Origin of the sequence: Bradyrhizobium sp. SPXBL-04 (assembly GCF_051853035.1) — a bacterium.
Lineage (GTDB): Bacteria > Pseudomonadota > Alphaproteobacteria > Rhizobiales > Xanthobacteraceae > Bradyrhizobium > Bradyrhizobium zhanjiangense.
Map to the genome: position 1 here is coordinate 6614309 of NZ_CP182472.1, position 26830 is coordinate 6641138.

The following is a 26830-nucleotide window of genomic DNA, read 5'->3' on the forward strand; positions in this document are numbered from 1 at the left end:
CGCCCTGCCCAGCGATTGGCAGCAGAGCGCCGCATGAGCTCCGGGAGGATCGATGGCAGCCGTATTGACCAGGGATATCGTCAAGAAGTTCGGCGAGATTAACGCCGTCAACGGCATCTCGCTGAGGGTGCCGGATGGCGAGTTCATGGTGCTGCTCGGCCCCTCGGGCTGCGGCAAGACGACGTTCCTCCGCATCATCTGCGGCCTCGAGCAACAGACCAGCGGCGACCTCCTGATCGGCGGCAATGTCGTCAACGACATCCCGCCCCGCGCCCGCGGCATTGCGATGATGTTCCAGAGCTACGGCCTTTATCCGCACTACACGGTACGTAATAACATTGCCTTTCCGCTGCGCACGCAGCGCATGCCCTCCCAGGACATCCAAAACAAGGTCGAGTGGGCCTCGCAGTTGCTCGGCATCGGCCATCTTCTCGACCGGCGGCCACGCCAGCTCTCAGGCGGCGAGCGCCAGCGTGTGGCGCTTGCGCGCGCGCTCGTTCGCGAACCGACCGCGCTTCTGCTCGACGAGCCGCTGTCCAATCTGGATGCCAAACTCCGTACCTCGGCCCGCCAGGAGATCAAGAACTTTCAGCAGCGCGTTGGCCTCACCACCATTTACGTGACCCACGACCAGATCGAAGCGATGGGCATGGGCGACCGTATCGCGGTGATCGATCATGGAAGGGTTCGGCAAGTGGGAACGCCAACCGATATCTATGAAGATCCTGCCGACCTTTTTGTCGCAACCTTTGTCGGCGCGCCGCCGATGAACATCGTCACCCGCAATGGCGGCGGCTATCTCGGATTCCGGCCGGAGAATTTCTTGCCCAGGGACATGATTGAAGACGGAGGCGCGACCGAATTTTTGTTTCGCGTCGACCGTTCGGAATATCTCGGGTCCGAGCGCATTGTTTACGGCGTGGTGGATGGCTTTGACTCGAAGCAGCCGATCACGGCGAAGTTGCCGCCAGCCCACGTCGCCGAAGGAAGCATTCGGCCAGGAGAGTGGCATCCGTTCGCCGTGAAGAACAGCGCGCTGCGCCATTTCGACGCCAACGGCAATCGTCGCACTCGCCACTGAACCGGGGATTCGCCGATGGCCGTCATCGCAGAGCCTGTTGCCAAGCCGATTTCACGCTTTCGCTTCATCCTGGACCGGCGCGAAGCGCTTGAAACGGTCTTGGTCGCGCCGGCGATCCTCTACGTCTTGCTATTGGTCGGCCTGCCGCTCCTGCTCGCGGTCTATTACTCGCTCAGCGCCTATACCATCTACAACCCAACCTGGAAGTTCGTCGGCCTGGCGAACTTCGAGCAGATCCTGCAAAATCCGAATTTCCTCGACACGTTGCGCAACACCTTCATCTTTACATTCGGGTCGCAATTGCTCGGCCTCATGCTCGGAAAGTTCGGCGCCTTCCTGCTGTTGCAGCCCTTCCCCGGCCGCAAGATCGTGCGAGCGCTAATCATCCTGCCTTTTGCGGTACCGGTCGCGCTCGCCACGATCGCCTGGCAGTGGATGTTCGATTCGCTCTACAGCGTGATCAACTGGACCCTGATTGCGGCTGGCATCCTTACTCGCGAAGAGGCGCCGAACTGGCTCGGCAATCCGTACCTTGCGATGCTGTGCATTGTCATTATCAACGCTTGGCGCTTCTTTCCATTTGCCATCGTGATTTTCCTCGCCGGCATCACTGCGGTTCCGCAGGACGTGATCGACGCCGCGACGGTCGATGGTGCAGGCTTTTGGCGCCGCAACTACCAGATCATCCTGCCGATGATCCTGCCGATCATGGCCATCGGCCTGATCTTCGGCATCGTGTTCACGTTCACTGATCTTTCCATCGTCTTCCTGCTGACCCAGGGCGGCCCCGGTGGCGCAACCTCGGTGCTGGGCTTTGAAGGCTTTCAGACCGGTATTGTTTCCGGCGACGTGGCGCACGGCGCCGCGATCTCGCTGTTCATGCTGCCGGTGCTGCTAGTCGTGGTGATCTTCATGCTTCGCTTTATTCGTCGCCGGGAGATTTGACATGTCGGAGCCTTTTGTTCGCTCGCTCCGCGGAACCGGGTTTTTCCTCGGCGTCGCATTCTTCGTTATCCTGGCCGCGTTTCCGTTCTATTGGATGGTGATCACGGCGTTCAAGCAGAACAGTGACCTTTACAACGTCACCAACATCCCGTTCTGGTTCAACGAGCCGCCGACGCTGGAGCACATCAAGTACCTGTTCGAGGAAACCCTGTTCGCGCGCTGGCTGTTGAACTCGCTGATCGTCGGCGTCTGCGTTACCGCGATCACCCTGGTCACCGCGGTTCCGGCCGGTTACAGCCTGGCCCGCATGACCAGTCGCAAGGGCGAAGCGCTCGGAATCATGATTTTCCTGACCTACCTGGTGCCACCGACTTTGTTGTTCCTGCCGCTGTCCCGAATCATCGCCGAACTCGGACTGCAAAACTCGATGTGGTCGCTGGTGCTGGTCTACCCGACCTTCACGATCCCGTTCTGCTCCTGGCTGCTGATGGGGTTCTTCAAGGCGCTCCCGGTCGAGATCGAGGAAGCCGCAATCGTCGACGGCTGCAGCCTGTTTGGCGCCTTCATCAAGATGGCGATCCCGCTGTCGGTGCCGGCGATCCTGACGGTTGTGATCTTTACGTTCACCCTGACCTTGCAGGAATTCGTCTACGCGCTGACCTTCATCTCGTCGTCCGACCAAAAGCCGATCACGCTGGGCGTCTCGACCGACCTGATCCGGGGCGACGTGTTCTTCTGGGGCGAGATCATGGCGGGCGCTTTGATTGCCGCCATCCCCGTAGCCATCGCCTACAATATCTTCCTCGATCGCTTCATCGCCGGCATCACCGGGGGCGCTGTCAAATAGCCATCGTGCTGCTTCTGGCAAGGGGGTGAACTAGGCTCCTGTGCGCCGCCTTCTTGGACCCGCGCCTCGGCCGCCGTAGCCGGATGCCGCGAGAACACAAAGAGTCGCATCCACTGTTCGGACATCATCCGACGATGGCGATGTGTCGGCTCAAAGAGAATGGGCGTTCGGACAGTCTGGCTGCCAAATTACATCGCTTGCGCCCGTACTACTTTGAGAGTTGAATTCATCGTGATGCTACGGCGCTGCTGAACGAATACATTCGACCGCAGCGATCACCGTCTGGTGTCTGCACCCCTCGCCGAGGTCAGGAGACGAGCTGCACGGATGAGGCAGCTTCTGCAAGAGGCCGCAGCAGACTGCATGTTGGATGTACGATACAATAAGGGAGGCAGAACAATGACAGTCAGTACAAGGCACCTTACCTATGCTGCCGCACTGGCCGCTATGCTTGCACCATCAGCTTGGGCGATCGCGCCGTCAGAGATCAATTCCGCTCGCATCGAGGCGGCCGAGCAGAACCCAGGTGATTGGCTGACCTATCACGGCGGCTATAAATCGTATCACTACAGCGGGCTCGATCAAATCAATGCAAGCAATGTAAAGAATCTCGAGGTCGCCTGGATCCATATGCCCGGACGTTCCACGCGCGGTCTGCAGTCGATGCCGCTCGTTGCTGACGGCGTGCTCTATTATTCGGGGTCCTATAGCCGCGTCTATGCGCTCGACGGGGCAACCGGCAAGATGATCTGGTCGCACTTTCCGGTGCTCGACGAGGAACTCGTCGCGATGCAGACGCACTCACCGTACAACCGCGGTGTCGCGCTCGGCGATGGCAAGGTCTTCGTTGGCACCGTCGACGGGCATCTCATCGCGCTCGACATGAAAACCGGCAAGGAGGTGTGGAACACGCATCTGGTCGACTCCAAGAAGCTCACGGTCGGCTTCACGGGTGCGCCGCTGGTGGTGAAGGACACCGTCATCATCGGCAGCCAGGGCGGCGAATGGACCTCGCGCGGTCCGCTGTTCGGAGTCGATATCAAGACGGGCAAGAAGAAATGGGAATTCTTCACCGTCGCCGGCACCGAGGAAGCCAAGGCCACCTGGGGTAGTGATTCCTGGCGCACCGGCGGGGGCGGCGCATGGATGCCCGGCACCTACGATCCTGAAACCAACACCGTCTGGTGGGGAACGGCCAATCCTGCACCGCTTTACGACTGGTCCGGGGCGGACTGGAAGAACAGCGGACCGCGGCCAGGCACCAATCTCTACACAACTTCGGTCATCGCGCTCGATCCCGACACCGGCAAGCTGAAATTCTATCATCAGGAGCTGCCCCATGATGCATGGGATTTCGACTCGGCAGTCGGTGAGTTCGTGATGATCGACCGCGACGGCCGCAAGCTCGTCGTGCATCCGAACAAGGGTGGTTTTGTGTTCGTCTACGACCGCGCCGATGGGAAGGTGCAGAACGTGTGGCGGATCGCGAAGAATATCAATTTCGTCAAGGATATCGATCCGAAAACCGGCGAACTGATCGGCCGACGCGACTTGACTCTCGGGAAAGCGAGCGAGCCGCTTTGTCCGGCGATTGCCGGCGGCGTCAGCTGGAACTCCGGTGCCTACAGCCCGAAGACAGGCCTGTGGTACAAGCTCGCCCAGGAATGGTGCATGGATGTGGACGTGATAAAGACCACGCCAATCACCGAGCCGATGGCGCAGCTCAATATCGGCGCGAATTTCAAGCTCGTTCCGCCGCCGGACGGAGCGGCGCGCGGTCATCTTGATGCACGTGATCCCGTGACTGGTGCGAAGAAATGGGAGGTCAATTTCGACGAGCCTCCGCTGGCGAGCGTGCTTGCGACGGCCGGCAATCTGGTGTTCGTGCCTGACTCGCGTGGTGTGCTGCGTGCTTACAATGCGGAGACCGGACAGGAACTGTGGTCGCATTTCAATGGCGTCGGTCACAATGGCGGCATCATCAGCTACAGCGCCGGCGACAAGCAATACATCGCAGTGCCGGCCGGTTGGGGCGGCATGGTGGCGGACGAGTTCCCGGCCCTTTTCGGCGAACCCTTTACGAGCATGCCGAAGGACGCCGGTGCGCTCGTTGTCTTCACGCTGAAACAATAAGAATGGTGAGGAGAGCCAGGGTGCAGTCGCCCCCTGTCTCTCCGGTCCAGATGCCAATGTTGAAGTCGATTCTTCTCATCACCGGCATTGCGTTGTCATTGCCCTTCGGCCTCTTTGCGCAGCAGAGCCAGGCTCCCAAGCAGGATCAATCGGCCCGCGAAACCGATATCGAGGGCGGGACGATGTTCGCGACCTCGTGTGGCTTCTGTCACGAGAACGGCGGCCGCGCCGCCGGCAAAGGGCCGAAGCTCGCGGGTACGGCGCGCAGCGACGATTTTATCGTGGAGCGGATCAAGAAGGGTAAGCCCGGAGCCATGCCCGCCTTCGGAGGCGCCTTTTCGGAGAGCCAGATCATGGCGATCCTGGCCTACATCCGAAATCTGGAAGAATGAGGCCGGAGATGCGCCAAAGCGTTTTCGTAGGCCTTTTGATCCTGCTCGGAGCCACCGGTGCCAGCGCGCGCTCGCTGGAGGCGATTCGTACACGCGGGGCGCTCACGCTTTGCGCACACCCCAATGCGTTGCCGTTTGCCAGCAAGCGTGATGTCGACCCCGGATTCCAGGTCGAGATCGCCCGTGAACTGGCGAAGCAGTTGAAGGTCGCGCTGGAGCAGCACTGGGTCGTCAACAGCTTTCAGTACCGCCGCGCGGACTGCGACATCATCATGGATGCGATCGCGAACCCCGCGGCGCTGGCGGAGGTGGGATTGCGCATGTCGCGGCCCTATCAGCGCAGCGGGGTCGCGTTGGCCGTCCGGGCCGACTCTGGCGCGGCGTCGCTGGCGGATTTGAGGCCTGGTCAGCGCGTCGGGGTGCAGGTCGGCTCGATCGCCTCCATGACACTCAGCAAGCGAGGCGTCCAAACCTCTCCGTTTGTCTTCGAAGATGAAATCATGGACGCGCTTGCCAAGAACGAGATCGACGCCGCGGCGGTTACACCCGCCGCAATTGGTTGGTTCAACCAAGTTCATCCCGATGCGCACGTGCGCCGCATTCCTGCTTTCGAAGACGATCCCGACTTGAACTGGAATGTCGCTGTTGGGATGCTCAGCCCAGACGAGAAGCTCAGGCAAGGACTCGACGCAGCCCTTGAAGCATTGCTCGCCGACGGCACCCTCGCGCGGATCTACGCGCATTACAATGTCGAATTGCGGTCGCCAAAATGAGCAGGGCTCCCGGCGCAAGAACTGACGGAGCAAACGGAATTCATTGGATGATGTTCACCATATCTTGACGTTCAACTTCGTCTCAAACAGCCTCGTGCACAAAGGAGTGCCAGCCTTCGGCATCGCACCCCCGGGGATTTTGTTGGCCCGATTGCTCTGGATTCGGCAGGTCGTCTCTGGGGCATTCGCGTCGGTTTGGCCGGTGCCGACGACTTCCGCCCTCCCCCTATAAACAGACATCGTTACCGCGCGTCGGCTCGTCTCAAACGGGCCATATTGCACGTGCCATTCCCAAGGATGGAAATTCACTGGCTTTCCGCTATTTTGTGTTGAGCCGCAATTCTGTAGCGGCGATCTCGAAACGAGGTTCGCGATGACCTCCAGGTCCTCGATCAGGCGGCTCGGCGCGCCGCTCGTCGCTTTTTTTCTGACCATCTGGCCGTTGGTCCCTCCGGTACATGCGATTGAGGACGCTGCAAAGGTTGGCGTGGTGTCCTTTGGTCTTTACGGGGATCAAGGCGTGTTTAGATCCGAGGCGACCGGCGCGGCTCAGGTCGTGGCCGACCGTTTCGAGACTGGACCGATCAACGTGGAGTACAATTCCAAGAAAGGGGGACGTGCAACGATCGAAGCTCTGACCAAGTCGTTGCAGACGGCCGCCAACCGCTTGGATCCCGAGAAAGACGTTCTCTTTTTGATTCTCACCTCGCATGGCTCTCCTGATGGCCTTGCAATCAAGGCGGGGCGGCTCACAGAAACGCTTACACCATCTCGTCTCCGCGACATGCTCGCGAAGACTGGTGTGCGACACAAGGTGGTGGTCATCTCGGCTTGTTATTCCGGAGTTTTTATCCCGCGCCTGGCGAGTCCCGATGTGCTGGTCATCACCGCGGCCGATGACAAGCATCCGTCATTCGGCTGCCAGGACAAGGCCAAGTGGACCTATTTTGGCGACGCTTTTTTCAATGTCGCGCTCCGGAAAGCCGTCAGCCTGAAGGATGCGTTTCTCGATGCGCGCTCACTCGTCCGGAAGCGAGAATTGCGGGAACATTTCGAGCCGTCGAATCCGCTCATGGCGGGCGGTGCAGACGTGCTGCCATTGCTTGTCGGACGCCCTTAAGCAACCGGCCGCGAGCGCAGAGGCTATTGCTCGCAGGCGTATCGCCGTTTCCGGTCACCCCCGATAAGCAGACTGTTTGGCGGCCCCCTAGGCTTCGCATTCGGGCCAATAGGCGACATCCTGCGCTTAGACTGATATAGGAAATGCAAACTGACGCGACTTTCCGAGTGAACGTGACCGAGAAGCTTGACTACCTTGACGCTCTGAGGGGATTGACTTGGCGTCGTTCGATCTGGACGCGCCCTAAGCTCGATTGGGACCATGACCATTGTGCGGCTTGCTGGGCCAAGTTCTCTGACACCATGCCGGACACCTTGAGAGAAGGCTACACCACAGGACCGGATTACCAACTTGGTGCTGGTTACGAGTGGGTATGCGACGAATGTTTTTCAAAATTGAAGGATCAAATGGCGTGGTCCGTTGGCGATCAAAGCGGATGCTAGCTAGCCGCTACTCGTGCTCCGATCGGATGTCCGCCCTGGGTCAAAATCGGCAGTCTACACCGTTGCGAGCCCCTTCCGGTCTACACCCAACAGCCGACGCTTGGACCGGCATCGAGCTAGGCAGGATCGGGCCACAAGCGGACATCATTCAATGACCTCGTCGGCGCCGGCGAGGAGTGTCGGGGTCATTTCGAGGCTGAGCGCCTTGGCAGCCTTCAGATTGATGACCAACTGGAATTTGTTGGGCCGATAGATCGGGATGTCGCCCGGCTTGGTCCCGTTCAGGACCTGATGCACGTCAATGGCAAGGCGTTGGGCAAGCTCGCCCAGATCCGGCGCATAGCTCATCAGCCCACCTGAATCCACATAGTCGCGAAAGGGATAGATGATCGGAATATGAAGTTTCCCGGCGAGTTCGGCAATGGAGGCGCGTCGTGCCAAAAAGGTGCCGCTCGCGTCAACCATGGCAGCGTCGAATTGCTGTGACGTCATCTCGGCAAAGGCGCGACGGAGTTGCGCGTCATTTACCTCCGGGAGGAAATTCCAGGTCAGCACGATGCCCAGGCCCTGCCCAGCTTTCTGAAGCGACAATCCGAGTGAGGTGTCGATAAAGATACGGGACGACGTCAGGTAAGCGACCTTGGCGGCCAAGGGCACCGCCTCCTTCAGGATTTGCAAGCGCTTGGCGACGATTTCGTAGCCTGCATCGATGCTGACACCCGTAAGGTTGCCTCCGGGATGCGCGAGGTTTGCAACCAATCCTGTCGCGACCGGATCTCCCATGATCGCAACAATCGGTATCGTTGTGGTGGCCGCCGCGAACGCTTCGACGAGATCGTTAAGATTGACAACGATCACCTGCGGGTCGCGGCCAACGACGGCGGCGGCAAGAGACGCAAAATGTTCGGAGCGCCCCTCTGCGGAATAACGCTCGACGACGATATTGGCTCCTTCCGCATAGCCCAACCCGCGCAGCGTTTCATGAAACCGCCGCACCCAGAAGGGGCCGGCAGTCTCCGTCAGCTGACCAGCGGGAATGCCCGAATGAACAAACGCAATGCGGTGCTGCCGCGGAGCCCGCTGCGCCCAAGCTGGGAGCGGCCAAGCCGCTGTCGCACCGCTCAGAAGCTTGATGAACTCCCGTCGCTGCATCGCCACTCCCCGACGCTCCCAACCCGAAGCATGCGGTCCGACCTATTCCGAGGCCAAAGCCACAGGAAGGGCCACCCTGCGGTGGCCCTTTTGATTATTTTTGAAGGTTTGCGGCGAAGAACTTGGCGGCTTCCGCCTTCGCTTCCTGATCAGCTTTGGCGTCGTATCTGAGCGGCAAATTGAACTTCTTGCCGAGTTCGGTCGCTTCGGGGTTCGTGAACGCGTGCACAGCGCCGGGATACTCGATAACCTGATAATCGGCCTTCGCTGCGTCGAAATCCTTCTTGAGCGCATCGTACTGCTCGCGCTTCGCGAACGGGTCGTCCGCGCCGTTCAGAATGAGGATTTTAGATTTGACGGTTCCCGGCGCCGGTGCAGGAGTGTTGAGACCAAGCGTTGCGTGAAAGCCCGCAACGGCGGCGAGATCAGCGCCGGCGCGTGCCATGTTCAGCACCACCGCGCCGCCGAAGCAGTAACCGACTGCGCCGATCCGCTGGGGATTGACCGAGCTCTGCTTGGCGAGTTGCTCCCGCGCTGCGTTGAAGCGCGCCTCCATCACCTTCGGATCCTTCATCACGGATCCCGAGAGCGCGCCGGCGTCCTTCGGGTTGTCGGCGGTCTTGCCGTCGCCGTACATGTCCGCAATGAACGCCGTGTAGCCCTGCTGTGCGAATTTCCGTGCCTCGTTATGGATATGCTTGGTGATGCCCCACCATTCGGGCACCATGACGATGCCGGGCCGCCTCGCCTGGGTCGCGTCGTCGTAGACAACGAAGCCCTTCATCGTGGTCTGGCCATCCGTGTAGGTGACCGGCTCTTCCCTGACCGCTGCGTGTGCGCTCGCGACCATGGCGATGGCGCAAAGTGCTCCCACTATGTTCGTTCGCATGCTGACCTCCCGCGGGTTTGGCACAAGACTAACATTGGCATACCAGCGACTCCTGCGCCAGGGTTTGAAACCCGTGCAGGTGCCCTCGGTGGCTGCGCCTAAACTTCAAGTTTCCGGACCTCCAGCTTGAGGCGGCGCGTGCCGACATTGCGGTTGGTCGCTGGATGACGCAAAGGCGCGTTGCGCGGTCCGCCCAACCGGGCGCTGTAGCCCATCTCGGAAAGTAGGCTCTGGTCCGACCGAGAGCGATATGCTTTGATGGGTGGGGGCGAGTGGCGCGTGGTGGCCTCATGTACATGGTCATTCGCAAGTACACCAAGGTTCGTTCGGTCGCGGACGCCGCCCGCCGCGCCAAGAGCGGCGTCGGCGAGATCCTCAGGCAATCGCACGGCTTCAGATCTTACCATGTGCTGGATGCCGGCGACGGTGTCGGTATCGCCGTGATGATATTTGACGACCGCGAAAGCGCCAATGCGGCGAACGCCAAGATACTCGCGTTTGTTCAAGCCAGTCTGCATGACCTCGATCTTGGAGTTCCCGAAATCGCTGCCGGCGAGGTTTTGGTGAACATCGAGCCTAATGGGCCCTCGGGCATCAAGTAGCCGAAAACCTCAGCAGTTGCGTGGCGGGTGTCGCCCCTTACTCATGTCGACCTGATGTCCCCGTCGCGTTTGCGGCGATCACGCCCTGGGCATCTGCATGTCGTCGGCCAGGAATATGTGACTGCACGCGCTTGGGGAGCACAACGACATGAAGCAACACACCTCCGAAGCATTTTCCATCACAGCAATCGGCTGGACACCGCTCGTGCTTATGGACACTGCGATGCCGCCACGAGATCCCGATGAAGACGAGGAGGAGGAAGACGACGAAGAGGACGATGACGAACCGGCGGTCGTGCGCGAGCCGGACGAAGACTAGGCTAGCGCGTGCTCGACAGTCGGCGCTATAATATCTGCCATGGGCTGGGATGCGAAAGACATAGCGCTCCTCACTAGGCTCTGGTCCGCAGGACAGAGCGCAGCGCAGATCGCGCGCCGTCTCGGGTGCAGTCGTAACGCGGTCTGCGGCATGCTGACTCGTCAGGGCCTGAAGCGCGGCCACAAGCCGCCCACGGCAAGACCCAAGATAAGGCCGGCCCCGAAGCTGAGGCCGACGTCGTCGGCAGCCTGCGCCCGTCCAGTCGCAAAGAAGGTGTCGCGGAACACAGCGGAGAGGCAGCAGCCCAAGGAATTCAGCAAGCAGCAGCTTTACGCCATGCTGGCTGAGGCGGTCAGAAACACGGGCTAAGAGCTCACCACGAACGTCGTTGCGCTCCCGTCAGTGCCTGGCCCGGTTCGACGGGTTCTTCCGCCGTGTAGCTTCCCAAGCCTTCGTCTGCTTTCAACTCAGATGGCAGCTCCGGCCAGCAAGAAAGCGCCGCCAAGCACGACCATCACGAGCCCAGGCCAGTTCGATTTGATGCCGAAGCCGCTACCTGGCCTTTCAGGTTCCAGCGTGTCACGCCCGGAGCGAAGCCACTTTCCACCGCTGAATCGGCCTCGCCAGATGGGCTGAAACGCCATTTGGAGTACGCCGACGAAAACAAGGAGCACACCAAGCCATATGAGAGTCATGCTCACCTCCTCTACCTGCGAACGCCGATAGGTTGCTGCGCCGAGAACCGTGGTCCATTCAGCGCCTGCCCGCTGCTCTCGGAATCAGACCGACCTTGGAAGCCGCCGGACACACCAGCGCGCCGCACGCAGGCTGGGGATCGCACTCACCGAAACTCAGGCGACGTCTAAGCGTCCTGCTTAGTCCTCGTCCGGCTCGCGCACGACCGGCGGTTCGTCGGTTTGGTTCTCTTCATCGTCTTGCTCTTCCTCCTCATCCTCTTCGTCGTCATCAGGATCTCGGGGCGGCATCGTGTCGGGCATGATCGCGAAGACGTGCCGGTCGATCTCGGCCGGAACCAGCTCGGGGAGTTGGGTCATGGTGTTGCTCCTCGGATGTGACCCTGGGGCACTCTACCCCTTTTCGGCGGGGCAGGCACGAAATTGGCGGCCGGCGCGGACGGTTGCGGGAGTGAAGGAGGAGGACTTTGCCTTTGGATGGCATGGAAGGCGATCTGTTCCGCGAGACCTGCGCGAGGTGCTGCGCCGGTCGAGTGCAGCCAGATGCCGGGCGGGCTGTTCAGCCCGGCGACCCGGTCCCCCGGGTTTGATCCAGCGCAAGATTCTGAATCGCTTTCAGGATAGCTTTGATCATTCAATGGTTCGTTGGAGGCCACAATGATCATTGAGCGCCTATCCCAAGAACACCGCAATATTGAGACGCTGCTCGCCGTGCTTGAGCACGAGCTTGAGATTTTCGATCGCGGCGACCACCCCGACTATGAGGTCATTCGCGCAATCATCAGCTACTTCGAACTCTATCCCGAGATTTACCATCATCCCCTGGAGGAGCTGGTCCTTGCCAAGCTAGAGCTTCGGGATCCGGCTGCGGCGGCAAGCGTCGGCAACCTGAGACTTGAGCACCAAAAGGGGACCGATCGATTGCGCCGCGTTGCTCGGGCGATCGACGGTGTCCTGTCGGAGCGGGAAATCCTCCGGCAAAACGTGGACAATATCGTTCGCGACTTCATAGAGAGCGAGCGGCGCCACATCATGATTGAAGACCGCGATTTCTTTCCTGCCGCTCTCAAGGCTCTAAAGCCTGCAGATTGGAGCGAAATCGCTTCGACCTCAATCGATCATGAGGATCCGCTGTTTAGCGAGGCTGCCGAAGAGACCTTCGGCGCGCTCCGAGAGCGCATCTTGCAGATGGAGCACGAGTCTGAGGTCGGACGACGTTAGAAGCGCTCCACCGGTGCACAATCGAAGATATCAATGCCTCGGCCGTGTATCAGGTCAGCTGCCTCGCCGCCGCCGAGATCATCACCAGCCCGCCGGTGATCACCGCGAGGTCCAAGATCGCGGTGTGGATGTGCACCGGCATCCGCTCGACGAAGGCTTTTGCGAGGAACGCACCGGGGATCGCAATCGCGCCGATCAGCAGCGCGAAGGCGAGCACCTGCGCGGTCACGGCACCGGCAAGGCCGAACACCGAGATTTTGATCAGGCCGGTGCCGAGCGAGATCATCGCATCGGTTGCGATCACCGCCGCGCCTTCGAGCCCGGCGGCCATCAGCAGCGATAGCAGGATCACGCCGGAGCCCGAGGTGCCGCCGACCAGCACGCCGTAACCGATCGAACCGGCGGCAAGGCCGGTGTCGCCGATCCTGACCTCACGGCGGCGCAGCACGCGGCGCAGCGGCACGCTCAGGATCAGCATGGAGCCGATCACGAGCGCCGCGCCCGCATTGGTCAGCCGCGTGTAGCCATAGGCGCCGAGTGCCGTCGTCAGCGCCGCGCAGAGAAGCACGATCAGCGCGCGGCGGCGGTCGGCATGGCGCAGATAGGCGATGGCGCGGCTGCAATTGGTGAAGATGGCGGAGATCGCGATGATCGGCACCACGGGCTCGGCGCCGACCAGCGGCACCAGCACCAGCGGCATCAAGGCGCCGGTGCCGTAACCGGCGAGACCACCGATGATCGAAGCCAACAACGCCATCAACGCGACCAGCAGGAGCTGAAGAATCGAGATGTCGGCGAAGCCTGAGACGATGGTCACGTTTTCTCATCGCGGCTGACGCGTGCCGCAGCTTGATCGGCGATGGAAGCGAGCGCGGCTTGCTCTAGTGGAAAATCCGCCGCAAGCCAAGCGTCCTCGGCGAGCGTCAACACATGTCCGAGCGAAGGCCCTTCCGCCATGCCGCGCGCGATGAAATCGGCGGCCTTCAGCGGAAATTTCGGCGCAGTCCAGCGCTGCGGCAGCTCGGCGAGCGCACGCCATCGCGACGATCCGATGTCGCCGCCGGCCCGCGCCCAGGCCAGCAACACGCGATCGTGATAGCACTCGGCGCCGAGGCGATAGAGCAGCCGGCGTGCGTCGGCCTCGTCCTTGATGGCCAAGCGCCACCAGCGGTGCCCCATCGAATCCAGCGCCTTGGTCTCGCTATTGGAGAGCCGCAGGCGCGTGGCGATGCGCTTGGCATCCTCGGTCACGGCGACCGTCAGCGCGGCCAGGCGCCGCGTTGCATTCGCCGGCAGGCCGAGCTCGCACTCGATCGCGATCATCGCCGACAGCGGACCTGTATAGACGACGCCCCCGGTCAGCGCCTGCAGCAATCCGCCCTCGGCCATCGCCAGCGCCGCTGCCGACGCACCGCCGACGACCAGCAGCTTGAGCATCTCCATGCGCACCCGCTCGGCCGAGAGGTTAGCCAGCCCCGCGCGTCCCCGGATGCAGGCGAGATAGCCGTCGCGGTCTGGCTCGCCGGCGCCGAAGGCGGCGTGGATACGGAAGAAACGCAGGATGCGCAGATAATCCTCGGCGATGCGCTGGCCGGGATCGCCGATGAAGCGCACGCGACGCGCTCTGACGTCCGCGATCCCGCCGACATAGTCGTGCACGACGCCATCAGCATCGACCGACAGGCCGTTCATGGTGAAATCGCGCCGCTCGGCGTCCTTCACCCAGTCGCGGCCGAATGCGACCTTGGCCTTGCGGCCGAAGGTTTCGGTGTCCTCGCGAAGCGTCGTCACTTCGTAGGGATGCCCGTCGATGACGAGCGTGACGGTGCCATGATCGATGCCGGTCGGCACGCTCTTGATGCCGGCGGCCTTGGCGCGCCGCATCACTTCGTCCGGCAACGCGGTGGTCGCGATGTCGATGTCACCGGGCGTAAGACCGAGCAGCGCGTTGCGCACCGCGCCGCCGACCACCCGCGCCTCTTCGCCGTCCGCGCCCAGCAATTGCAGCACGCGCGCGGTCCCGCCTGCGGTCAGCCAGGGCGCATGGGCAAGTAAAGGCTCCGCGATCATCCGTCGGCCCCTATTTTTCCACGCCCGGCACGAGCTTGCCGTGCTCGATATGGGCGGGAACGTAGGTCGAATCCGGCGCCGCGCCGGAGAAATGCGCGAGGCCGATCAACCCTGCGATCACCAGCACGATCGCCGCCAGCGCAAGGCGCGCGACGATCGCAACCGGCCAGGAGGATCGCGCGAACAGGCCGGTCCGGGTGGCGGCCAGGAACAGCGCATAGACGGCAAAGGGGATGAGGAAGATTCCGATCTCGGTCAGAACCGGCCGGATCATGATGAATAGATCCGCTCATAAAGCACACGCAGCATACCCGCTGTCGCACCCCAGATGTAGCGTTCCGCGAACGGCATCGCGTAATAGAACCGCTCCATGCCGCGGAATTCCTTGCTGTGCACCTGGTGGTTCACCGGGTTCATCAGGAAGGATAGCGGCACTTCGAACGCGTCATCAACCTCGGAATGGTTGATGGTGAGCTTGAAGCCCGGCCTGACCCTCGCGACCGTCGGCAGGATGCGGAAGCCGAAGGCGGTGCCGTAGAGATCGAGATAGCCGATCGGCTCGACGAAGTCCCGCGACAGTCCGACCTCTTCCTCGGCTTCGCGCAGCGCCGCATCGAGCGGGGAGGAGTCGGTCGCGTCGATCTTGCCGCCGGGAAAGGCGATCTGGCCGGCATGGTCGTTGAGGTGCGCCGAGCGCTGCGTCAGCAGGATGGTCGGCTCGGGATGGTCGACCACCGCGATCAGGACCGCCGCCGGCCGCACCGGCTGCTCGCGCGCGATGATCTCCAGCATCTTGTCGGTGCCGGGATCGCCCGAGGCGGGAATGATGTTCGGATCATAGAGGCCGGGCGGGACGTCGAAGCCGAGCCTGGCCCTGGAGCGGGCGAAGAAATCCGCCGCGCTGAGCGCAACCGGATCGGTCTTCAGGATAGTTTTGTTCAAAGCGCGGCCCTCACCTGCTCCGCGTCAGCCATGGCGAAGAATTCGCCGGCCGACTCGACGCCGAACATCGGCTGGCCATCGACCATCCGCTCCTCGCCCATGTCAACCAGATCGTAATAGAGCGCACGGGTGACCTTGGCCCAGAGATCGGCGCGGACATGCAAGTAGGGCGTCAGCCCGCCATCCTTCGCCTGCTCGAAGCGCAGCCGGTGCGCGGCATCGCAGGTCACCCAGTCGTCGACATTGGTGCGGAAGCTCAGCACGCGGTGGCTGCCCTCGCCGTGCTTCAGCATCTCGACCGCCATGAACGGCGCGTCGTCGACGCGAATGCCGACCTTCTCCACCGGCGTGACCAGGAAATGCTTGTCGCCCTCGCGCTTGAGGATGGTGGAGAACAGGCGGACCAGCGCATGACGTCCGATTGGCGTCCCCATGTAAAACCAAGTACCATCAGAGGCGATTCGGATATCGAGATCCCCGCAAAACGGCGGATTCCATAGATGCACCGGAGGCAGGCCCTTTTTGGCGCCCTCGGCATTGGCAGCGCTTTTGGCGGCGGCAGTCAGCCCCTCGAGACCGCGATCGGCACTCTGCCCTTGGTTCGCCATGGTTTGCCCTGACTTTGTCATTTGGCACGATTGGTGCAGGTCTACGTTGTACCTCGGTGAGCGGTTCCACTCCGGACGAGTCCGGTGTGCGAGGTCGCCACTTCGTGATGCCGTACATAACCCGAAGCCGATAAGGTGGGGATAGGTTAATTCAACGAATACATGGCCTTCCTGCAAGTCTAGCATAGGGCCCATGATCCGACGGATGACCTGACGTGATGTGCTGAGGTGAAGTGCTGACGTGACGGCGCAGGCAAGCCGCGTGGCAGGCTGAAGGAGCGAGCGAATGGCGGAAAGTGTCGAGAAACTCGAGGACGGTATCGTCCGTTCGGCCGAGCAGGTGTCGGGCCAGATTCGCGCGGCGAAGGAAGCGATCGCATCCGTCATCTTCGGCCAGGATCGCGTGATCGAGAACACGCTCGTCACCATCCTCTCCGGCGGTCATGCGCTGCTGATCGGCGTCCCCGGCCTCGCCAAGACCAAGCTGGTCGAGACGCTCGGCGTCACGCTCGGCTTAGATGCCAAGCGCATCCAGTTCACGCCCGACCTGATGCCGTCGGACATTCTCGGCGCCGAGGTGCTAGACGAGAGCACCGCGGGCAGGCGTGCGTTCCGCTTCATTGCAGGTCCGGTGTTCGCGCAGCTCCTGATGGCCGACGAGATCAACCGCGCCAGTCCGCGCACGCAGTCGGCGCTGCTGCAGGCGATGCAGGAGCAGCACATCACGGTTGCCGGTGCGCGCCACGACCTGCCGAAGCCCTTCCACGTGCTCGCCACGCAAAACCCGCTGGAGCAGGAAGGTACCTATCCGCTGCCCGAGGCGCAGCTCGACCGCTTCCTGATGGAGATCGACGTCGACTATCCCGATCGCGACGCCGAGCGCCGCATCCTGTTCGAGACCACCGGCGCCGAGGAGACGCTGGCCAGGGGATCGATGACCGCCGATGCGCTGATCGCCGCGCAGCGGCTGATCCGCCGCCTGCCGGTCGGCGATTCCGTGGTGGAGGCGATCCTGTCGCTGGTGCGCTCGGCCCGTCCGGGTCCCGACGCCGGCGAAGCCGGCAAGTTCATCGCGTGGGGACCCGGCCCGCGCGCCAGCCAATCGCTGATGCTGGCTGTGCGCGCGCGTGCGCTGATCGACGGCCGTCTCGCGCCCTCGGTCGACGACGTGCTCGACCTCGCCGAGCCCGTGCTGAAGCACCGCATGGCGCTGACGTTCCAGGCGCGCGCCGAAGGACGCACGATTCCGGACGTGATCCGGCAATTGAAGACACGGATCGGTTGATGGCGGCAGAGAACGGGCACACAGCAAAGGAGATCATAGCGATCCGACGTGCCGATGGCGAAAGCCGCACGCTCGCCGCTTCGCTGCCGCGCCTAGTGCTCGAGGCCCGCCGTATCGCCGCCAACGTCATCCACGGCCTGCATGGAAGGCGCCGCGCCGGCTCCGGCGAAAGTTTCTGGCAGTACCGTCGCTTCGTCTCGGGCGAGCCGTCGCAGAACGTCGACTGGCGGCGCTCGGCGCGTGACGACCATCTTTACGTCCGCGAGCAGGAGTGGGAGGCCGCGCACACGGTCTGGATCTGGCCCGACCGCTCGCCCTCGATGGCCTTCGCCTCGAAGACCGCGCGCGAATCCAAGCTCGAACGCACGCTGATCGTCGCCTTCGCGCTGGCCGAGCTGCTGGTGTCCGGCGGCGAACGCGTCGGCATTCCCGGGCTGATGGCGCCGACCGCGAGCCGCAGCGTGATCGACAAGATGGCGCAGGCGATGCTGCATGACGATGCCGAACGCCTCAGCCTGCCGCCGTCCTTCGTGCCCTCGGCGCTTGCCGAGACCATCGTGCTGTCGGATTTCTGGTCGCCGATCTCCGAGATCAGGGCCACGCTCGCAGGGCTCTCCGGCTCCGGCGCACATGGCACCATGGTGCAGATCGTCGATCCCGCCGAAGAGTCGTTTCCGTACTCCGGCCGCATCGAGTTCGTCGAGCCGGAAGGGTTCGGCGTGATCACCGCCGGCCGGGCAGAGAGCTGGGTGCAGGATTACACGGCGCGGCTCACGCTGCACCGCGACCAGATCCGCGCCGAGACCAACAAGCTCGACTGGCTGTTCACCACGCACGCGACCGACCGCTCGGCCGCCGAACTGCTGTTGTTCCTGCATGCCGGCCTGCAGGTGAGCAAGTCGGGCGCACGCACCACGACGATCAAGGCGGGGCCGGCCGCATGATGGGATTGCCGCTCGCCTTCACCGAACCGCTGCTCCTGATCGGCCTCGTCAGCCTGCCCGTGCTGTGGTGGCTGCTGCGGGTGATGCCGCCGCGGCCGCGCCGGATCGAATTTCCGCCGACGCGGCTGTTGTTCGACCTCGCGCCGCGCGAAGAGACGCCCTCGCGGACGCCGTGGTGGCTGACCGCGTTGCGCCTGCTCGCGGCGGCGCTGGTGATCTTCGCCGCCGCCGGCCCGATCTGGAATCCGCAGACGGGTCTTGCCGGCAGCAAGGCGCCGCTGATGATCATGTTCGACGACGGCTGGAGCGCGGCATCGCATTGGGACGTCAGGATCAGGGCCGCCGACGAGCTGATCGCCAACGCCGACAATGACCGCCGCGCCATCGCGCTGGTGCCGCTGTCCGAGCCGAACCGCGACATCACCCTGATGCCGGCGGGTGCAGCGCGCGTCGCGCTGCGGCAGCTTGCGCCAAAGCCCTATTCGATCGACCGCGTCGAGACTCTGCCCGCAATCGATCGTTTCCTCAAAGCCACCGGCGACTGCGAGATCGCCTGGCTGTCCGACGGCGTCGACACCGGCCGCGGCGAGGAATTCGTGGCTGGCCTCGGCAAGACCATCGGCGATCGCAGCCTGACCGTGTTCGAAGGCGGCACCTCGGCGCCGCTGGCGCTGGTCGCGGCCGAGAACGCCGCCGCCAGGATGACGGTGAAGGTGCTGCGCACCGACAGCGGCATCGCCGTCGGCACCGTGCGCGCGCTAGACCAGAAGGCCTCGCCGATCGGAGAAGCCCGCTATTCATTCGGCCCGCAGGACAAGGAGACCGATGCGGCGTTCGATCTGCCGGTCGAGCTGCGCAACGACATCACGCGACTAGAGATCTCGGGCGAGCGCTCCGCCGGCGCGGTGCAGCTGCTCGACAAGCGCTGGCGCCGTCGCGCCATCGGCATCGTCTCGGGCTCGACCAGCGAGACCGCGCAGCCGCTGCTGGCGCCCACCTTCTATCTCACCCGCGCGCTGGCGCCGTTCGCCGACGTGCGGCTCGCCGACAAGGGCTCGCCGCAGCAGGGCATCACCCAGTTCCTCGACCAGAAGCTGCCGATGATCATCCTCGCCGATGTCGGCACCATCGCCCCTGAGCTGCGCGAGCGCCTCAATGCCTGGATCGATCAGGGCGGCGTGCTGGTGCGGTTCGCAGGGCCCCGGCTGGCGCAGGCCGAAGACGATCTCGTGCCGGTCAAGCTGCGCAAGGGCGGCCGCACGCTCGGCGGCAGCCTGACCTGGGAGAAGCCGCAGCATCTCGCCTCCTTCGCCGCCGACGGTCCGTTTGCCGGCGTCGTGGCCCCCAAGGACGTCACCGTGAGCCGCCAGGTGCTGGCCGAGCCCGACGCGGTGCTCGCCACCAAGAGCTGGGCCTCGCTGGAAGACGGCACGCCGCTGGTGACGGGCGAGCATCGCGGCAAGGGGCTGGTCAGCCTGTTCCACGTCAGCGCCGACATGCGCTGGTCGGATCTGCCGATGTCAGGCACCTTCGTCGAAATGCTGCGGCGGGTGGTCGACATGTCCGGCTACACGTCCAAGCCCGGCGCTGGGGTCGCGGCCGAGACGACCGCCGAGACGGTGGCGCCACTGCACATCCTCGACGGTTTCGGCGCGTTCGGCCCGCCGCCGGCCACCGCAAAACCGCTGCCGGCAGATTATCGCGACCGCGCCACACCCGATCATCCGCCGGGCTTCTATGGTCCGGCCGAAGGACCACTCGCCGTGAACACGCTTGCCGCCGCCGACCGCATCGCAGCCCTGAACACCGCGAGCCTGCGCGCCCGGCACGCCACCTACACCAATGCCGAGCCGCGCGACTTGCGCGGCTGGCTGCTGTCGACGGCGCTGGCATTGTTCCTGATCGACGCAATTATCGTCGCGCTGCTCGGCGGCGGGATTGCCGCGCTGCTGCGCCGCCGCGCTGCGCCAGCGATGATCATCTTTGCCCTGGTGCTCGCGGGCGTCGCGGCGCTCTCGCCGACGCCGGCGCGCGCCGACGGCGTCACGGACGAGTTCGCCATGAAGGCGGTGTCGCAGACCCGCCTCGCTTATGTCGTGACGGGTAATGCCGACGTCGATTCCATCGTCAGGGCGGGGATGAACGGGCTGACGCTGTTCCTGGCGCAGCGCACCGCGCTCGAGGCCGGCGACCCCGTCGGCGTCAATCCCGCGCGCGACGAGCTCGCCTTCTTCCCGCTGATCTACTGGCCGATCGTGCCCGGGGCGCCCAAGCCGCCGCAGGATGCCATCAACAAGATCGACGCCTACATGAAGCAGGGCGGCACCGTGCTGTTCGACACCCGCGACGCGATCGAAGCACCGCCCGGCGCGAACGGCGCGGCGCAGACCCCGGCCATGCAGACGCTGCGCGAGATCCTGTCCTCGCTCGACGTGCCCGAGCTCGAGCCGGTGCCGCGCGAGCACGTGCTGACCAAGACCTTCTACCTGCTGCGCGACTTCCCCGGCCGCTTCGTCTCCGGCCAGACCTGGGTCGAGACGCTGCCGCGCGACGAGGACGAGGACAGCGCGCAGCGGCCGGCGCGCGGCGGCGACGGCGTCTCGCCGATCATCATCACCTCGAACGACCTAGCCGGCGCCTGGGCGGTGCGGCCCGACGGCCAGGCCATGCTGCCGGTGACCGGCGGCGACACCCGCCAGCGCGAATTCGCCTACCGCGCCGGCGCCAACATCGTGATGTACACCCTGACCGGCAACTACAAGGCCGACCAGGTGCACGCACCAGCCCTGATCGAACGGCTCGGGCAATGAGCATGATCCGGAAAAGTGGGAACCGGTTTTCCGTGAAGATCATGCTCACAACGAATAGAAGGGCGATATGAATTACGGCATCGCGTTCACGCCGCTTGTTCCCGCGATCGTCCTCTGGCTTGCGCTGGCTGCGATCGTCATTGTCGCGCTCGTGCTGCTGCTGGCGCGCGCACGCGGCGCCGCCGTGCGTGTGGCCGCGTTGGCGCTGTTCCTGCTGGCGCTCGCCAATCCCTCCTTCACCCGCGAGGACCGCGATCCCCTCACCTCGGTCGCCGCCGTCGTCGTCGACAAGAGCCCGAGCCAGAATTTCGGCAACCGCAATCGCGAGGCCGCGCAAGCGCAGGAAGCGCTGGTCGACAGCCTGAAGAAGATCAAGGGCCTCGAAGTCCGCGTCGTCGATGCCGGACAGGCCGACGGCGAGACAGACGGCACGAAACTGTTCGGCGCCCTCGCCTCGGCCTTGTCGGACGTGCCGGTCGACCGCGTCGCCGGCGCGTTCCTGATCACCGACGGCCGCGTCCACGACATTCCGGCGAACGCCGCCGCGCTCGGCTTCCAGGCGCCGGTACAAGCGCTGGTCACCGGACAGAAGGACGAGCGCGACCGCCGCATCGCGATCACGGCGGCACCGCGCTTCGGCATCGTCGGGCAGACCCAGACCATCAGCTACCGCCTCGACGACCAGGGGGTCTCCGGCGAGCGTGCCAAGGTCACGGTCCGCAGGGACGGCGAGGTCATCAACGAGCGCACGCTGTCGAGCGGCCAGGCCGCGAGCGTCGACGTCGACATCAAGCATGCCGGTCCGAACATCGTCGAGATCGAGGCCTCGCCGCTCGAGCGAGAATTGACGCCGGTGAACAACCGCGCGGTCGTCGCCATCGATGGCGTGCGCGACAAGCTGCGCGTGCTCTTGGTCTCGGGCGAGCCGCATTCGGGTGAGCGCACATGGCGCAATCTGCTCAAGTCCGACGCCAGCGTCGATCTCGTGCATTTCACCATTCTGCGTCCGCCGGAGAAGCAGGACGGCACGCCGATCAACGAATTGTCGCTGATCGCGTTTCCGACCCGCGAGCTGTTCCAGCAGAAGATCAACGAATTCCAGCTGATCATCTTCGACCGCTACGCCCGCCAGGGCGTACTGCCGATCGCCTATTTCGACAACATCGCGCGCTATGTGCGCTCCGGCGGAGCGGTGCTGGTCTCGGCCGGCCCCGACTACGCCTCCAACACCAGCATCTGGCGCACGCCGCTGGATTCGGTGTTGCCGGCCGAGCCCGTCGGCGTGACGGAAAAGCCGTTCTATGCGCATCTGTCAGACATCGGCAAACGCCATCCCGTCACGCGCGGGCTGGAGGGCTCGGGATCCGAGCCGCCGCATTGGAGCCGGTTCTTCCGCACCGTCGACACCCGCAACGCGGTCAATCCGCCGGTCATGACCGGCGTCGACGGCAAGCCGCTGTTGTTCCTGTCGCGCTTCGGCGAGGGCCGCGTCGCGCTGCTGCTGTCCGATCACATCTGGCTGTGGGCGCGCGGCTATGAGGGCGGTGGCCCGCATCTCGACCTGCTGAGGCGGACGTCGCATTGGCTGATGAAGCAGCCGGATCTCGATGAAGAAGCGCTGCGCCTCCAGGTGCAGGGCAAGGATCTCGTGGTGGTGCGCCAGACCATGTCGGACAGCGTCCAGCCGGTGAACGTGACCTCGCCGTCGGGCGTGTCGCACGACCTGACGCTCAGCCCCGGCGATCCCGGCGAGTGGCGCGCCAGCCTGCCGGCGAACGAGCTCGGCCTGTGGCAGGCCACCGACGGCACGCTGAAGGCGCTGATCAATGTCGGCCCGACCAATCCGAAGGAGTTTTCGGAAGTCACCTCCACCACAGACACGTTGAAGCCGCTGACCCAGGCGACCGGCGGCAACGCCGTGCGCGTGGCCAGTGGCTCCAGCGTCGAGCTGCCGCGCATCCTGCCGGTGCGCTCCACCAGCGTCTTCCACGGCGACGGCTGGATGGGCGTGCGGATGCGCGATGCCAGCGTCGTGAAGGGCGTCGGCGTGCTGCCCATCTTCGCCGGCCTGATCGGCCTGTTGCTGCTGCTCGGCGCCTTCGCCGCGACCTGGGTCCGCGAGGGGCGGTGATCTCTTGATCGGGGCTCGTTCAACCTCTCCCGCTTGCGGGAGAGGTTGGCGCGAAGCGCCGGGTGAGGGTTCTCTCCAAACAGGGGGTCTCGCCTTTCGGAGACACCCTCTCCCCAACCCTCGCCCGCAAGCGGGAGAGGGAGCGCACCTTCTGCGTTGCTGCATCAGGCCTAATCTCAATCCACTCTAGTTGCCGGAACGACACATCGGGTCGGCGGCCTGCGCGCGCCGGTCCGCCCGCCGTTGACATCCGCTGATCGATCGGGCGATGTTACATTGTAACGCCGCGATGCCAGGGGATTGGCCGCGCGGTGTGGGGCGCTTTCGGATGAAATGGTTTCGGTCAAATGTGAGGCACGGTGCCCGGCTCGCGCTGTTCGCGATGCTGGTGCAGTTCGCGCTGACGTTCGGCCACAGCCACTGGTTCGCGCAGGCCGCGCCCCTCGCCCAATCCTCGCTGCAGCAGACGGACAGCGCCAAGGACATCGCCAAGGGCGTTGCTGCGATGGACCGCGCCGCGGTCCAGAAGCAATCGCCCGCCCGTCCTGACCGCGAGCATCCCGGCGACGACAATTGCGCGATCTGCGCCGTCGTCGCGATGGCGGGCACAATAGTGTTCGCGACGCCGCCGGTGCTGCTGCTGCCGCGGGCGATCGAACTGCTCCACCGCACCACCGATGCCGAATTCATCCATCTGAAATCGACCGGCACGGCGTTCCAGCCCCGTGCCCCTCCCGCCTCCTGACCTCCAACGCTTGATCACGCCCAGCCTCGCCGCATGGCGGCGAATGCCTGGGAGAAGTTGAAGTCGAATTCCGTCGCGCTGCGACGGCAGGCCGCCTCCGATCAACGGACCATCATGCGGACGGCCTGGCTGGAATCAGAACCATGTCATTTCAATTGCGACGCGCGCAGCGCCTTGGCGGAGCAAGCCTGCTCCTGCTCGGCGCCGCCGCCACGCCCGCCTTCGCCCAAGAGCCGGCACAACAGCCTGCGCAAGACAAATCGTCGACCGAGATCCCGGCCGTCACCGTGACGGCGCCGAGCCCGATCGTGCGCCGAGCGGTGGTGCCGTCGCGGACCCCGGGTCGCGGCACGCGAACCGCGCGGGTGCGCAGCCGGCAACAAACGGCGGAAGCCCCGCCCGCAGCCCCTGCGCCCGCCGCGCCTCAGCAGGGCGTGCTGCCTATCGTGACCAACCAGTTCGCGACCGTCACCGTGGTGCCGAACGAGGAGATCCGCCGCGAGGGCGGCGGTCAACTCGGCGATCTCCTGTTCTCCAAGCCCGGCATCACCGGCTCGAGCTTCGCGCCCGGCGCCTCCAGCCGGCCGATCATCCGCGGCCTCGATGTCAACCGCGTCGGCATCGTTGAGAACGGCACCAATGGCGGTGGCGCGTCCGATCTCGGCGAGGATCATTTCGTCCCGATCGATCCGCTCGCCACCAACCAGGTCGAAGTGGTGCGCGGGCCGGCCGCGCTGCGCTACGGCTCGACCTCGATCGGCGGCGTCGTCAGCGCCACCAACAACCGGATTCCGGACGCGATGCCGTCCTGCGCGCCGTCGTTCCAGACCTACGGCCTGCCGACCAAAGCCCCGCTCGCGAGCGCCGCGACCTCGCCTTGCGTCACCGCCGAGACGCGCACCGCGTTCAGCTCGGTCGATCGCGGCGTCGAAAGCGGCGTGCTGCTCGATACCGGCGGCGGCAATTTTGCGTTCCATGCCGACGCCTATGGCCGCACGACCTCCGACTATTACATCCCGAGCTATCCCTATCTCACCGACCAGTCGCGCCCCGTGAACGGTCGCCAGCCCAACTCGGCGACGCGCTCCGACGGCGCCTCGATCGGCGGCTCCTACTTCTTCCAGGGCGGCTATATCGGCGCGTCGATCACGCAGAACGACTCGCTCTACCACATCCCCGGCATCGACGGCGCCGACCACAACACGCGGATCGACGGCCACCAGACCAAGATCAACCTCAAGGGCGAGTACCATCCCGACGCGGCCGCGATCGATGCCGTCCGCTTCTGGGCCGGCGCGACGGATTACCGGCACAACGAGATCGGTCTTGCCGATCCCGCTGACCTGAGCAGCGACGGCATCAGGCAGACCTTCACCAACAAGGAGCAGGAGATCCGCACCGAGGTGCAGCTGATGCCGTTCAACGCCCGCTTCGCCGAGGTGACGACGGCGCTGGGCTTCCAGGTCGGGCATCAGGAATTGAGCGCGCCGAGCCCCGACAATCCCGGCACGCTGTTCAACGGCCTGTGGGACCCCAACAACAGCACCCGCGTTGCCGGTTACGCCTTCAACGAGTTCAAGTTCACGGAGGCGACGCGGGCGCAGATCGCCGGCCGCATCGAGCATGTCGAGCTGCACGGCACGACGCCGGACTTCCCCGCCGATTACCTGCCCGACGGCACGCCGCAGGCGGCGATCGCGCGCAATCCGTCCTTCACGCCGAAGAGCGGCAGCATCGGCCTGTTGCAGGACCTGCCGGGCGGCATGGTCGGCAGCATCACCGCACAATATGTCGAGCGCGCACCGAAGGCGGCCGAGCTGTTTTCCCGCGGCGGCCACGACGCGACCGCGACCTTTGACATCGGCAATCCGAACCTCACCATCGAGACCGCAAAGTCGGTCGAGCTCGGCGTGCGCAAGGCGACGGGGCCGTTCCGGTTCGAGGCGACGGTCTACTACACGCATTTCGACAATTTCATCTTCCGCCGTCTCACCGGCGTGTCCTGCGACGACGACTTTGCGTCCTGCGGCACGCCGGGCGCCGAGCTGAACCAGGCGGTCTACTCGCAACGCAATGCGAATTTCCGCGGCGGCGAATTCCAGTCGCAGCTCGACGTCGGCGCGTTCCAGGGCGGCATCTGGGGCATCGAGAACCAGCTCGATTTCGTCCGCGCCACCTTCAGCGACGGCACCAACGTGCCGCGGATTCCGCCGCTCAGAATGGGCGGCGGCGTGTTCTGGCGCGACGACAACTGGCTGATGCGCGTCAACCTGCTGCATGCCTTCGCGCAGAACAACGTCGCGGTGATCGCGGAGACGCCGACGGCGGGCTACAATCTGCTGAAGGCCGAAGTCAGCTACAAGACCAAGCTCGACCGCAACTGGTTCGGCGCACGCGAGATGATGGCCGGCATCGTCGGCAACAATCTCCTCAACGAGAACATCCGCAACTCGGTGTCCTACACCAAGGACGAGGTGTTGATGCCCGGCATCGGCGTCAGGGCATTCGCGAACTTCAAGTTCTGATCTCGTGTCAGTCGGGCCTACGGCCCCCGACATACATTGTCATTGCGAGGAGCCCTTGCGACGAAGCAATCCAGGCTGCTTTTGCGGAAAGATTCTGGATTGCTTCGCTGCGCTCGCAATGACGGTGTATGAGGCAACGCCGCGCTTCCAATTCGCAG

Annotated in this window: 26 protein-coding genes; 17 read left to right on the forward strand and 9 right to left on the reverse strand. The window is 64.0% G+C overall.

The window, feature by feature from the left end; all coding sequences use genetic code 11:
* Nucleotides 1–52: 52 nt before the first annotated feature.
* The 7 genes from ACNJX8_RS31815 (at nt 53) to ACNJX8_RS31845 (ending at nt 7291) form a co-directional block, all read left to right on the forward strand.
* Entirely contained in the window at nt 53–1081 is a 1029-nt protein-coding gene (locus ACNJX8_RS31815; RefSeq protein WP_439358024.1) for an ABC transporter ATP-binding protein, read from the forward strand.
* A gap of 15 nt (nt 1082–1096) precedes the next feature.
* On the forward strand, nt 1097–2026 hold the full coding sequence (locus tag ACNJX8_RS31820) for a carbohydrate ABC transporter permease (protein ID WP_439358025.1): 930 nt from the start codon (nt 1097–1099) through the stop codon (nt 2024–2026).
* Nucleotide 2027: 1 nt separating this feature from the next.
* Nucleotides 2028–2873, forward strand: coding sequence for a carbohydrate ABC transporter permease (locus ACNJX8_RS31825; RefSeq protein WP_128935607.1), 846 nt, complete (start codon nt 2028–2030; stop codon nt 2871–2873).
* Between the two features lie 447 nt (nt 2874–3320).
* Nucleotides 3321–5006: a pyrroloquinoline quinone-dependent dehydrogenase gene (locus tag ACNJX8_RS31830; RefSeq protein ID WP_128938343.1), complete on the forward strand. Its 1686-nt coding sequence runs from the start codon at nt 3321–3323 to the stop codon at nt 5004–5006.
* 56 nt (nt 5007–5062) lie between these two features.
* Nucleotides 5063–5398, forward strand: a complete 336-nt coding sequence (locus ACNJX8_RS31835; RefSeq protein WP_128937540.1) for a c-type cytochrome — start codon at nt 5063–5065, stop codon at nt 5396–5398.
* Between the two features lie 8 nt (nt 5399–5406).
* Nucleotides 5407–6171, forward strand: coding sequence for a substrate-binding periplasmic protein (locus ACNJX8_RS31840; protein WP_439358026.1), 765 nt, complete (start codon nt 5407–5409; stop codon nt 6169–6171).
* Nucleotides 6172–6544: 373 nt separating this feature from the next.
* The gene (locus tag ACNJX8_RS31845) at nt 6545–7291 is read left to right on the forward strand and encodes a C13 family peptidase (protein WP_245509148.1); all 747 of its coding nucleotides are present in this window, start codon (nt 6545–6547) and stop codon (nt 7289–7291) included.
* Between the two features lie 587 nt (nt 7292–7878).
* Here the strand turns inward: ACNJX8_RS31845 and ACNJX8_RS31850 are convergent.
* On the reverse strand, nt 7879–8886 hold the full coding sequence (locus ACNJX8_RS31850) for an ABC transporter substrate-binding protein (RefSeq protein WP_439362005.1): 1008 nt from the start codon (nt 8884–8886) through the stop codon (nt 7879–7881).
* Nucleotides 8887–8980: 94 nt separating this feature from the next.
* Nucleotides 8981–9775, reverse strand: coding sequence for a dienelactone hydrolase family protein (locus ACNJX8_RS31855; RefSeq protein ID WP_439358027.1), 795 nt, complete (start codon nt 9773–9775; stop codon nt 8981–8983).
* A 290-nt stretch (nt 9776–10065) separates the two neighbouring features.
* Between ACNJX8_RS31855 and ACNJX8_RS31860 the strand changes: the two genes are divergently transcribed.
* From ACNJX8_RS31860 to ACNJX8_RS31870, 3 genes are all read left to right on the forward strand, one after another.
* Nucleotides 10066–10377, forward strand: coding sequence for a hypothetical protein (locus ACNJX8_RS31860; protein WP_091894301.1), 312 nt, complete (start codon nt 10066–10068; stop codon nt 10375–10377).
* Between the two features lie 148 nt (nt 10378–10525).
* A complete protein-coding gene (locus tag ACNJX8_RS31865; RefSeq protein ID WP_164939190.1) occupies nt 10526–10696 on the forward strand; it encodes a hypothetical protein in 171 nt (56 codons plus the stop codon).
* 39 nt (nt 10697–10735) lie between these two features.
* Complete coding sequence (locus ACNJX8_RS31870) at nt 10736–11065, forward strand: GcrA family cell cycle regulator (RefSeq protein ID WP_128938058.1); 330 nt, start codon at nt 10736–10738, stop codon at nt 11063–11065.
* Nucleotides 11066–11163: 98 nt separating this feature from the next.
* On the opposite strand, the gene ACNJX8_RS31875 is transcribed toward ACNJX8_RS31870, so the two are convergent.
* Nucleotides 11164–11391: a hypothetical protein gene (locus tag ACNJX8_RS31875; protein ID WP_439358028.1), complete on the reverse strand. Its 228-nt coding sequence runs from the start codon at nt 11389–11391 to the stop codon at nt 11164–11166.
* A 180-nt stretch (nt 11392–11571) separates the two neighbouring features.
* Nucleotides 11572–11751, reverse strand: coding sequence for a hypothetical protein (locus ACNJX8_RS31880; protein ID WP_128935614.1), 180 nt, complete (start codon nt 11749–11751; stop codon nt 11572–11574).
* A gap of 297 nt (nt 11752–12048) precedes the next feature.
* On the opposite strand from ACNJX8_RS31880, the gene ACNJX8_RS31885 reads away from it, so the two are divergent.
* Nucleotides 12049–12612: a hemerythrin domain-containing protein gene (locus ACNJX8_RS31885; RefSeq protein ID WP_439358029.1), complete on the forward strand. Its 564-nt coding sequence runs from the start codon at nt 12049–12051 to the stop codon at nt 12610–12612.
* Between the two features lie 49 nt (nt 12613–12661).
* Here ACNJX8_RS31885 and ACNJX8_RS31890 read toward each other — a convergent pair whose 3' ends face one another.
* From ACNJX8_RS31890 to ACNJX8_RS31910, 5 genes are read right to left on the reverse strand one after another with little or no spacing between them, the layout of a single operon-like run.
* On the reverse strand, nt 12662–13429 hold the full coding sequence (locus ACNJX8_RS31890) for a sulfite exporter TauE/SafE family protein (protein WP_128938060.1): 768 nt from the start codon (nt 13427–13429) through the stop codon (nt 12662–12664).
* Entirely contained in the window at nt 13426–14682 is a 1257-nt protein-coding gene (locus ACNJX8_RS31895) for a CCA tRNA nucleotidyltransferase (protein WP_439358030.1), read from the reverse strand. Before ACNJX8_RS31895 ends, ACNJX8_RS31890 begins: the two co-directional genes overlap by 4 nt.
* Before the next feature lie 10 nt (nt 14683–14692).
* Nucleotides 14693–14956 (reverse strand): DUF6111 family protein, encoded by a 264-nt coding sequence (locus ACNJX8_RS31900; RefSeq protein WP_439358031.1) that lies wholly within the window; start codon nt 14954–14956, stop codon nt 14693–14695.
* Nucleotides 14953–15624: a CoA pyrophosphatase gene (locus tag ACNJX8_RS31905; protein WP_439358032.1), complete on the reverse strand. Its 672-nt coding sequence runs from the start codon at nt 15622–15624 to the stop codon at nt 14953–14955. The genes ACNJX8_RS31900 and ACNJX8_RS31905 overlap by 4 nt, the downstream gene beginning before the upstream one ends.
* A complete protein-coding gene (locus tag ACNJX8_RS31910; protein WP_128935620.1) occupies nt 15621–16232 on the reverse strand; it encodes a DUF1285 domain-containing protein in 612 nt (203 codons plus the stop codon). The genes ACNJX8_RS31905 and ACNJX8_RS31910 overlap by 4 nt, the downstream gene beginning before the upstream one ends.
* 286 nt (nt 16233–16518) lie before the next feature.
* On the opposite strand from ACNJX8_RS31910, the gene ACNJX8_RS31915 reads away from it, so the two are divergent.
* The 6 genes from ACNJX8_RS31915 to ACNJX8_RS31940 all read left to right on the forward strand — a co-directional run bounded on the left by ACNJX8_RS31915 (nt 16519) and on the right by ACNJX8_RS31940 (nt 26672).
* Entirely contained in the window at nt 16519–17517 is a 999-nt protein-coding gene (locus tag ACNJX8_RS31915) for an AAA family ATPase (protein WP_128935621.1), read from the forward strand.
* Nucleotides 17517–18461 carry a DUF58 domain-containing protein gene (locus ACNJX8_RS31920; protein ID WP_128935622.1) on the forward strand — a complete coding sequence of 315 codons (945 nt, stop codon included), beginning with the start codon at nt 17517–17519 and terminating at the stop codon, nt 18459–18461. Before ACNJX8_RS31915 ends, ACNJX8_RS31920 begins: the two co-directional genes overlap by 1 nt.
* Entirely contained in the window at nt 18458–21271 is a 2814-nt protein-coding gene (locus ACNJX8_RS31925) for a DUF4159 domain-containing protein (RefSeq protein ID WP_128955366.1), read from the forward strand. The genes ACNJX8_RS31920 and ACNJX8_RS31925 overlap by 4 nt, the downstream gene beginning before the upstream one ends.
* A gap of 67 nt (nt 21272–21338) precedes the next feature.
* Nucleotides 21339–23402, forward strand: coding sequence for a hypothetical protein (locus ACNJX8_RS31930; RefSeq protein WP_439358033.1), 2064 nt, complete (start codon nt 21339–21341; stop codon nt 23400–23402).
* Nucleotides 23403–23730: 328 nt separating this feature from the next.
* Complete coding sequence (locus ACNJX8_RS31935) at nt 23731–24147, forward strand: DUF2946 family protein (protein WP_439358034.1); 417 nt, start codon at nt 23731–23733, stop codon at nt 24145–24147.
* A 143-nt stretch (nt 24148–24290) separates the two neighbouring features.
* The gene (locus ACNJX8_RS31940) at nt 24291–26672 is read left to right on the forward strand and encodes a TonB-dependent receptor (protein WP_439358035.1); all 2382 of its coding nucleotides are present in this window, start codon (nt 24291–24293) and stop codon (nt 26670–26672) included.
* Nucleotides 26673–26830: the final 158 nt, after the last annotated feature.